At 69.4% G+C, this 9,497-nt stretch carries 8 protein-coding genes and 1 pseudogene; 2 read left to right on the top strand and 7 right to left on the bottom strand.

Going from position 1 to position 9,497, the window contains the following annotated elements; all coding sequences use genetic code 11:
• Window positions 1-1,058 (bottom strand): CaiB/BaiF CoA transferase family protein (locus BKN37_RS09950; RefSeq protein WP_071025016.1); only part of this gene is annotated, 1,058 nt, incomplete at its 3' end.
• Between the two features lie 85 nt (window positions 1,059-1,143).
• Between BKN37_RS09950 and BKN37_RS09945 the strand changes: the two genes are divergently transcribed.
• Entirely contained in the window at window positions 1,144-1,953 is an 810-nt protein-coding gene (locus tag BKN37_RS09945; RefSeq protein ID WP_071025006.1) for an enoyl-CoA hydratase, read from the top strand.
• 65 nt (window positions 1,954-2,018) lie between these two features.
• Here BKN37_RS09945 and BKN37_RS09940 read toward each other — a convergent pair whose 3' ends face one another.
• On the bottom strand, window positions 2,019-2,717 hold the full coding sequence (locus tag BKN37_RS09940; RefSeq protein WP_071025004.1) for a YwaF family protein: 699 nt from the start codon (window positions 2,715-2,717) through the stop codon (window positions 2,019-2,021).
• Window positions 2,718-2,733: 16 nt separating this feature from the next.
• Window positions 2,734-4,227 (bottom strand): apolipoprotein N-acyltransferase, encoded by a 1,494-nt coding sequence (gene lnt / locus BKN37_RS09935; RefSeq protein WP_083341701.1) that lies wholly within the window; start codon window positions 4,225-4,227, stop codon window positions 2,734-2,736.
• Between the two features lie 235 nt (window positions 4,228-4,462).
• Between lnt and BKN37_RS27695 the strand changes: the two are divergent.
• Window positions 4,463-5,887: pseudogene (locus tag BKN37_RS27695) on the top strand (IS110 family RNA-guided transposase).
• Window positions 5,888-6,035: 148 nt separating this feature from the next.
• Here BKN37_RS27695 and BKN37_RS09925 read toward each other — a convergent pair.
• From BKN37_RS09925 to BKN37_RS09910, 4 genes are all read right to left on the bottom strand, one after another.
• Window positions 6,036-6,755 carry a CPBP family intramembrane glutamic endopeptidase gene (locus BKN37_RS09925; RefSeq protein WP_071024999.1) on the bottom strand — a complete coding sequence of 240 codons (720 nt, stop codon included), beginning with the start codon at window positions 6,753-6,755 and terminating at the stop codon, window positions 6,036-6,038.
• A gap of 121 nt (window positions 6,756-6,876) precedes the next feature.
• Window positions 6,877-7,401 carry a gamma carbonic anhydrase family protein gene (locus BKN37_RS09920; protein WP_071025013.1) on the bottom strand — a complete coding sequence of 175 codons (525 nt, stop codon included), beginning with the start codon at window positions 7,399-7,401 and terminating at the stop codon, window positions 6,877-6,879.
• 21 nt (window positions 7,402-7,422) lie between these two features.
• Window positions 7,423-8,712: a sensor histidine kinase gene (locus BKN37_RS09915; RefSeq protein WP_071024998.1), complete on the bottom strand. Its 1,290-nt coding sequence runs from the start codon at window positions 8,710-8,712 to the stop codon at window positions 7,423-7,425.
• Window positions 8,705-9,439 carry a response regulator transcription factor gene (locus BKN37_RS09910; protein WP_071024996.1) on the bottom strand — a complete coding sequence of 245 codons (735 nt, stop codon included), beginning with the start codon at window positions 9,437-9,439 and terminating at the stop codon, window positions 8,705-8,707. The genes BKN37_RS09915 and BKN37_RS09910 overlap by 8 nt, the downstream gene beginning before the upstream one ends.
• Window positions 9,440-9,497: the final 58 nt, after the last annotated feature.

Below are 9,497 nucleotides of genomic sequence, written 5' to 3'. Positions count from 1 at the left end.
CCCCCCACCCCCCCCCGCCCCGCCGGCGGGGCCGGGGTGTCGGGGGTGCTGCGGGAGAACCGCGGCGCCGGCCTCGGCTGCAGGTAGCCGTCCACCTCGTAGAAGGTGCCGCGGTCGGTGATGTGCGGCTCGGTTTCGACCTCCCCGAACGACAACACCGGCGTCACGCAGGCGTCGGAGTCGGCGAACACCTTGGCCCAGTGGTCGCGGTCGTGGGCGGCGAACGCCTCGGTCAGCCGCGCCCGCAGCTCCGGCCACCGGCCGACGTCGTTCTGGTCGGGCAGCTCGGCCGGATCCAGGCCCAGCTTGGCCAGCAACTCCGCGAAGAACTGCGGCTCGATGGAGCCCACCGCGACATAGCGGCCGTCGGCGCACGTGTAGGTGTCGTAATACGGCGCGCCGGTGTCGAGCATGTTCACGCCACGCTCGTCGCTCCACACGCCCTGCGCGCGGAAGCTCCACATCATCGCCGACAGCATCGCCGACCCGTCGACCATGGCGGCGTCGATGACCTGGCCCTTGCCGGAGGTCTGCCGCTCCCACAGCGCCGACAAGATGCCGACCAGCAGGAACAACGAGCCGCCGCCGAAGTCGCCGGTCATATTCAGCGGCGGGACCGGCCGCTCCCCCTTGCGGCCGATGGCGTGCAACAGGCCGTTGAGCGAGATGTAGTTGATGTCGTGACCGGCCTGCAGGGCGCGCGGCCCGGTCTGCCCCCAGCCGGTCATCCGGCCGTAGATCAGCTTCTCGTTGACCTTGGCGCAGTCCTCCGGGCCCAGCCCGAGCCGCTCGGTGACACCGGGTCGGAAGCCCTCGATCAGCACATCGGCCTTGGCGACCAGCTTGAGCACCAGGTCGCGGCCCTCGGCCGACTTGAGGTCGGCGGTCACCGAGCGCCGGTTGCGCAGCATGGTGTCCTTGGAGGCGCCGGGAAACTTCGGCGGCCGCTCCACCCGCACCACCTCGGCGCCCAGGTCACCGAGGATTTGCGCTGCGTGCGGGCCCGGCCCGATACCGGCCAGCTCGATAACCCGCAACCCTGTCAGTGGTCCCGCCATGTCCGACCTCCTCGTGAGTATGTGATGTGCATCTTCGCAGCCACCGGTTCGTGACCCACAACCCGGCCGCTTTACAGTGAGGCCCATGACCGTCACTGATCCCGGAATCGACACGCTGGCGCCCGTCGAGGGCCTGTCCGTCAGCCTGACCGACGGCGTGCTGTCGGTGACCATCGACCGACCCGACAGCCTCAACTCGGTGACCACCCCGGTGCTGGCCGGCATCGCCGACGCGATGGAGAACGCCGCGCGCGATCCGCGGGTGAAGGTGGTGCGCCTCGGCGGCGCGGGCCGCGGCTTTAGCTCCGGGGCCGGGATCAGCGCCGAGGACGCCGCCGACGGGGTGCCCACCGAGATCATCGTGGAGGCCAACCGCGCGATCCGGGCGATCGCGGCGCTGCCGCGCCCGGTGGTGGCCGTCGTGCAGGGCCCGGCCGCCGGGGTCGGGGTGTCGCTGGCGCTGGCCTGCGACCTGGTATTGGCTTCGGACAAAGCGTTTTTCATGCTCGCGTTCACCAAGATCGGGTTGATGCCCGACGGCGGGGCGTCGGCGTTGGTGGCCGCGGCGATCGGTCGGATCCGGGCGATGCGGATGGCGCTGCTGGCCGAGCGGCTGCCGGCGGTCGACGCGTTGGCGTGGGGTCTGATCAGCGCGGTGTATCCGGCCGAGGAGTTCGACGCCGAGGTGGACAAGGTGCTGGCGCAGGTGATGGCCGGCCCCGCGGTGGCGTTCGCCAAGACCAAGCACGCGATCAACGCGGCCACCCTGACCGAGCTGGACGGCGCGCTGGACCGCGAGTACGTCGGGCAGTCCATCTTGTTGGCCGCCAACGACTTCCGGGAAGGCACCAAGGCCTTCCAGGAGCGCCGGGACCCGGCGTTTACCGACGCCTGATCGGTCGCGAGCAGACGCAAATTCGCACGATCGGGCCCACGATCGTGCGAATTTGCGTCTGCTCGTCACCCGGGGGTGCGTTGCCGTGCCCGCACCCACGGCCAGGTCATCAGGGCCCACACGATCAGGATGAGCGTGGCCGCGGTCAGCAGATACACCGGCCACGGGCCCAATACATCCAAGAGGGTTGCGGTGGCCGGCTTTTCGTTGAGGAAGCCGTAGTTGGTTCCGGCGATGCTGTTGAACGCGAAGGTCATCGACGCCCACCCCATCGTGACCGCCACCGTGATCCGGTAACTGTCCCACCCGGGCCGCAGCCCGCGGCCCCAGGTGAGGTAGATGGCGGCCCACACGACGAGCAGGTGAATCCCCCAGAAGCCGAGGAACTGGTAGTGCGGAAAATCCGGACTCCGCAGCACCGGCGAAATCAATGCCTGGGTGCTCAGCACCAGGCCCCAGTAGTAGGTGAGGGCGAAGGCCCAGCGTCGCTGTGACCACAGGGCGTAGGCCGCCGCGACGGTGGCGAGGTCGGTCAACCGCAGCGGCACCGACCGGTCGATGGCCGGCGGCAGCAGTGAATAGAGGAGCACCGCACCGTAGATCGCGGCCGTCAGCGCACCCAGAACGCGCGCGAAGCGGCGCGCCTGCGACGCGGTCTGCCGACGCCCGATCCAGACCAGCAGCGCCGCGCCGACCGCGAACACCGTGAGTACCGCCCAGTGCGACGGCCCGTACAGGGAGAACTGCCGTGCTGCCGACATCATCGCTCCCACTGACCCATTATCGGCGGGACCGGACCGCCGCCAACACGACGATCGCCACCGCCACCGCCAGCACCCAGTCCCCCACCCGTTGGTACATGGTGGTCTGCGAGCCCAGCGGAACACTCACCACGACGACGCCGCGGTAGGTCGACGGGCACCAGGCCAGTTCGCGGCCGCGCGCATCGAAAGCCGCGCTGTCACCGGACAACCCGGCATGCACCGCCGGGCGACCCACCTCGACCGCGTGGACCGCGACCTGACCGGCCAGCTGCGGTTGCGCCCAGCTTCCCTGAAACGTCGACGTGGAACTCTGGTAGGCCAGCAGCTGGGCGCCGAGTTGCACGTCGCGGCGGGGCAGGTCGGAGAAGGTCGCTTCGACGCTGATCAGTGGCCCGATCACCACCGCGCCGGCGTGCAGCACCACCGATTCGCTGCCGCGCCCCCGGTCCTGGGCGGCGGCCTTGGTGTGGCGGGTGATCCAGCCGAGCAGCGGGCGCAGCGGCACATACTCACCGAACGGCACCAGCCGCACCTTCCGGTAGGCGCCGAGCGATCCGCCCGGCCCGATCAACACCGATGACTTGTAGATGTCCCCGCTCGCAGCGGGTGCGTCGACGTTGACGAGCAGGTCCGCGCCCACCCGCCGGGACAGGTCTGCCAGCGCGGCCGTCACCTCGGGATGGCTGGTGAGGTCGACGCCGATGCTGCTCTCCCCCCAGGCCACCAGGTCGGGCCGCTGTCCTGCCAGGGAGGCGGTGAGCGCTTCGCCGGCCGCCTGTCGCGCCGCCGCGTCGGTGATGTCGCCCGGCTGCACCAGCGCCACCCGGATCGTCGGACCGGTCGTCGGGGCGGGGCCCAGCACAAACCAGGCCGGGCCGAATCCGGCGCACACCACCGCCAATAGCGCCGCAACGGCCCGACCCGACACACCGCGGTGGACGATGGCGCAGACGATCGCGGTATTCGCCGCCATGAGCAGAAAACTGGTCAGCCATACCCCGCCGAGCGCGGCCGAGGCCAGCGTCGCGGGCTGATTCCACTGCGACGCGCCCAGCAACGCCCATGGCCCGCCCAGCATCGGCCAGGAGCGCACGGCCTCGGCCAGCACCCACGCGCTGGGCACCACGAGCACCGCGGCCAGGGCGCGGCGGGTGGTCAGCGGCGCCGACAACAGCCGATGCGCGGCAAACCCCCACGGCAGCCACAGCGCACCGAGCCCCGCGGCGAGCACCGCCAGCAACGGTCCCGTAGTCGGCCACAGCCAGTACTGCGTGGTCAGGATAAATCCGCCCAGACCCCACCAGGCCCGTACACCGCCTTCACGCGCGCTCGGCGCGGCCCGCACCACCAGCAGCAGTGGGGCTACGCCGGCCCAGGCCAGCCACCACCAGGACGGCGCGGGAAATGCGAGCGCTGGCAGCGCGCCGACAAGCAACGCCGCCGTCCGCCCCGGCGCACGCCCGGCCCATCGGGTGCACGTGCGCACCAGTTCAGCATCCCCGCGAGCCATCTAACCCTTCCTAGGGACGCCTGGCAGGCGTGAAAATGGGGTCGGGTCGCCCGCCGACGCCGGTCACTCTTTGGGACTTTTGAACCCGTCCGCGAGCCTGGGCGCTGGGGCCCGACCTGGAAGGGTCATGCATTGTTGCTTCGAGCACGCCGGTCAGAATTTCGGTTTCCCTTGACCGAGGCCCCCGGGCGATCCACCTGATGAACAGGATGGAGTCGATTGGAGGGCAGCAGAAGTGACAACCAAGCGCAAGCACAAGCAGACCCGGGCGCCGACGCCGGTAGAGATTCCCGACGACGAACACGAGTTGGTGATCGAGCGGGCCGCCGCGATTGATGTGGCCAAGGCCAGCGGCAAGGTGTGTGTGCGGCTGCCGGGCAAGTCCGGGCGCCGGTTCAGCCGGGTCTGGGACGTTTCGGCGACCACCGGCGCGGTCGCTGACCTCGCCGGTCAGTTGGTCGAACTGCAGGTGGGCCGGGTCAGCGTCGAGTCGACCTCGGATTACTGGCGGATCTTCTACTACCTGCTAGAAGCCGCCGGGCTACGAGTGGATTTGGTCAACGCCCGTGATGTCAAGAACGTGCCGGGCCGACCCAAAACCGACCGGCTTGATGCGGTGTGGCTGGCCAAGCTCACCGAGAAGGGACTGCTGCGGCCCTCGTTCGTGCCGCCGGCACCGATCCGGGAGTTACGCGATTACACCCGCCTGCGTGAGGAGCTGACCCGGGAACGCTCCCGCTACTGGCAGCGGCTGGAAAAGCTGCTCGAGGGCGCGTTGATCAAGGTGTCGTCGGTGGCCTCCACCCTCGACACGCTCTCCACGCGCGACATGCTCGAAGCCCTCATCGCCGGTGAGCGTGACCCGCGCAGGTTGGCCGATCTGGCCCGCGGCTGCATGAAGGCCAAACGCTCAGCACTCGTTGCCGCCTTAGACGGCCGCTTCGACGCTCACCACGCCGAGCTGGCCCGGTTGCTGCTAGACCAAATCGATGGCCTCACGGCCCGCATCGGGCAACTCACCTGCCGCATCGAGGCGCTGATCGCTGCCATGGACCAACCCAATATCGACGGTGGCGAGCACAACATGGACACACCGAACCCACCGCCGCGCACTGGCGTCGGCGACCTAACGCAGCCAGCACCGGGTGTCGAAGTCAGCGACGCTACGCACTTAAGCATCATCGAGCGGCTCGATGAAATCACCGGCATCGGCCCTAGCGCAGCCCAGTCCATCGTCGCCGAGATCGGCACCGACATGTCGATCTTCCCGACCCCTGCACATCTGGTGTCGTAGGCCAAGTTATGCCCGCGCACCATCCAGTCCGGTCCGACCACCCGCGGCGGCAAGACCGGCACCGGCAACCCCTACCTCAAAGGTGCCCTCGGTGACGCCGCCGCCGTGGCCGCTCGAACCGACACCTTCCTCGGCGAACGCTACCGGCGCATCGTCAAACGCCGCGGCAAACTCAAAGCCCTCGTCGCGGTCGCCCGCTCCATCCTGGTCATCGTTTGGCAACTGCTCGCCCACCCAAACGCCCGCTTCCACGACCTCGGAGCCGACTACTACACCAACCGCGTCATCACCGAACGAAAACTCCGCAACCACATCGCCCAACTCGCCGCACTCGGCTACCGAGTCACCCTCGAACCCGCGGCCTGAACCCCACAACCTCAACAAACACACCCGGCTCCGCCGGGTAGCCTTCGGCCTGCCCACTCACCTTGAGGTATTTTCCGGTCAGCGTGCGCAGAATCGGTGTTTCACGCGGCGTGTCGACCGGGGACGCGCACGCTCGCGCAGGAGGGGGCTACCCACCAAAAATGGGTGGGAGCGCCAGCACCATGATCAGGCCCCACACCAGGTGGGTCAGGATGGGCGCCAGCACTCCCCCGGTAGCCCGACGTTCGATGGCGCAGACCGCGCCGAGGATCAGCGCGGCGAACCCCAGCATCGGGTTGCCGCTCGCCAAAGTGACGGCGACGTAGAGCAGCGTGGAGACCGCGGCCGGGTGATACCGCCCGATCGCGGTGTACAGCGCACCGCGGAAGAACATCTCCTCGGCAATGGCATTGGCCAAGGTAATCAACACGATCCAGGTCAACGTGCCGCGGTCGGCGAACACCAGCACCCGTTGCACCGGCTCCGCCACGGCCGGAATCTGCCGAGCCACCATGGCGCCCACCACGAAAACCGTGCCCAGCACCAACCCGATTCCGGTGCCGGTGAACACCGGTCGCTCGTTGCGACCGCGGAACCGGACGCAGCCCAGATGCAGCGGACCGGACACCAGCGCGCCGGCGAACCAGACGGCCGCAAGGGCCAACGTCAGCCAGTAGAACGCCGAGTCACCGGGCCGCCGGGTCAGCGAATAGCCCAACACGATCGCCCCGATCACCAGCACCACGGCGACCACGACCCGGCGGCGCAATACCGCTTTGGGCGGTTCGTGATGCGGCACAGCGACGTTGGTGATGATCTCGATGAACTCGTGAACCAGGCCGGGATGGGCCGGGGTGGACTGGGTCATGCTGGGCGTCCCGTCGGTCTCAGGTCAATCGGGGCGGCCGGATGGTTCCCAGCCGCGGCGCACGCAGTTCAAGGTAGCGGTCCAGGCGGGCGCCGGTGACCAAAATGGGCAGCGTTCCCGGTCAGCTGGTCGAATCCCGATGCAGGTCGATCAGGCGCCGGTACACCGCGGCGTTGTGCCGATTGTGGCGCACCTCGGCCTCGCTGAGCTCGCGACGCACCCGACCCGGCACCCCGGTCACCAACGAACGCGGCGGGATCACCATGCCCTGCGGAATCAGCGCACTGGCCGCCACCAGCGAGCCGGCACCGACCACCGCGCCGTTGAGGATCACCGCGCCCATGCCGATCAGCGAGTCGTCCTCGACGGTGCAGCCGTGCAGGACGGCGTTGTGCCCGACGCTGACCCCGGAGCCGATCCGGGCGGGGAATTCCTTGTCCACGTGGATGGTCACCCCGTCTTGGATGTTGGTGCCGAAGCCCACCTCGATCGGTTCGGCCTCGGCGCGCAGCGTGGCCGAATACCAGACGCTGGCCCGGGCGGCCAGGCTGACCCGTCCGATCACGCTGGCGTTGGGCGCCACCCAGGATTCGGTGTGCAGTTGGGGGCGATGACCGCGGATAGCGACGATGAGCGGCTCCGGCATGGCCGCCATCGTAAAGGCCCGTCAATCCTCCGCTGCAGCGGTCGGCAGGAACAGGGTGAACGTGGTCGGGGTGCGGCTGGACAGCCGCAACCGCCCGCCCTCGGCTTCAGCGAGGTCGCGGGCCAGCGCTAACCCGAGGCCGTGACCGCCGGCACTGCGGCGGTACAGCAGGTCGATTTGGTCCTGGTCGAGGCCGGTGCCCTCGTCGGCGACGTCGATCGCCGTGACGGCACTCGCGTCGCGGGCGTGAACCGTGACGGCACCGACCCCGTGTTGGACGGCGTTATCGATCAGCACCGCAAGAATCTGGCGGACGGCGGCGGTGGAGGCCAGCGGCGGCGGCAGGCCGGCGTCGGCGCTGACCCGCAGTTCCCGCCCGGCGTCGGCGAGCCGGCGCCCCCAGGCGTCGGCAATCTCGTCCAGCAACGCCTGCAGCTCCACCCGTTCGGTGCTGCGAGTGGTGTTGCGGGCCAGCGCAATCAGGTCCTCGATGGTGTCGCTGAGGCGTTCGGTGGTGGCGACGGCGTCGATGATGGCTTGCCGGTGGTCGGCGTGCGGGGAGTCCAGCGCCGCCTCCAGTCCCAGGCGCAGCCCGGTCAGCGGGGTGCGCAGTTGGTGGGAGGCGTTGGCGGTGATGGCGCGTTCGCGCTCCACCAGGTCGTCGAGGCGTTCGGCGGTCTGGTTCAGGGAAATTCCGGCGGCGTCGATCTCCGCGATCCCGCTGGGCTGCGCGCGCACACTGAAGTCGCCGTCGCCGAGGGTGCGGGCGGTGGCGGCCAGGTGTTCGAGCGGGCGGGCCAGCCGCCGCGCCTGCCAGCGGGCGAGTTGCCAGGTCACGGCGAGAACGACGGCTTCCAGCAGCAGCATGAGCGCCCAGGTGCGCAGAATCCGCACATACAGGGCGCTGGTGGACGCGGCGGAGCGGACCACAAACACGACGCGCGGACCGTCGGTGATGGGGACGGCGGCGGTCATCTGCCCGTTGGCGGCGAGCCGGTGAACCCGTTTATCCCGCAGGGTCCGGTTGACCACGGAATCGGCGGCCGGCGGACCCTCCCCGACGACGAGTCGCCCGTCGGGGGTGTAGATCGCCACCCCGGTGCCCGGCTCCAGGTCGGGCACCTGGTCGACCAGCCGACCGTGGATCATGTCGGCGGCGAGGTCGATGGCCGTCTTGTTGGCGGCCCGTTCGACTTTGTTGCCGGCCGACACGCGGTAGTAGCGCGCCGCGGACAGCGCCAGCGGCACACCGAACAGGCTGGTCGCCAGCGTCGCCGCGAGCATCGCGAGAACGACGATGCGTCTACGCATGCGGGGCTCCCGTCGGCTCGCGGCCCGGGGAATCCAACCGGTAGCCGTAGCCGCGCAACGTGGTGATCTGCGGCGCGGCAGCGGGATCCGCGCCGTGTACCTTGGCGGCAGCGGCGAGTTTTCTGCGCAGGATCCCGATGTGGACATCCAGGGTTTTCGTTGAGCCGTACCAGTTTTCATCCCAGACGTCGGCGATCAGCGCCTCCCGCGACAACGCCGTGTCGACCTCGGCCGCCAGCCGGGCGAGCAAGTCGAATTCCCGGGGCCGCAACTCGATGACGTGGTTGCCGTAGCTGCCGGTGCGCGCGGCGGGATCGACCACCAGGTCGCCGACGACGTAGGCCTCGGCGGGAGTGGTCGGGACGGGTCCGCGGCGCAGGTGCGCGCGGATGCGGGCCAGCAGTTCGGCATAGCGGAACGGTTTGGTGAGGTAGTCGTCGGCGCCGGCATCCAGACCGACCACGACATCGATCTCGGCGTCGCGCGCGGTGAGGATCACCAGCACACAACCCGGCTGAGTGGAGCGCAGCTGCCGGCACACCTCGACCCCGTCCAGATCCGGCAGTCCCAGGTCAAGCAGCACCAGGTCGAACTGCTGCACTGCCGCTTCCCGCAGCGCCGCGCGTCCGGAACGGCACCACCGAACCTCGTGGCCGTGGGTCTGCAGCCCATCGGTGAGCAGCCGTCCGATGGTTTCGTCGTCTTCGACCACCAGCAGTTGGGCCATGGCGGCGATCCTAACCGCCCTCAACCCGGCCAAGGCGAAGGTAAACGAGGCCTTTACC

This window comes from Mycobacterium talmoniae (genome assembly GCF_001854525.1).
Taxonomy (GTDB): Bacteria; Actinomycetota; Actinomycetes; order Mycobacteriales; family Mycobacteriaceae; genus Mycobacterium; species Mycobacterium talmoniae.
The sequence above is the reverse complement of the archived record's forward strand: the minus strand, read 5'-3'. Positions and strand labels throughout refer to the sequence as shown.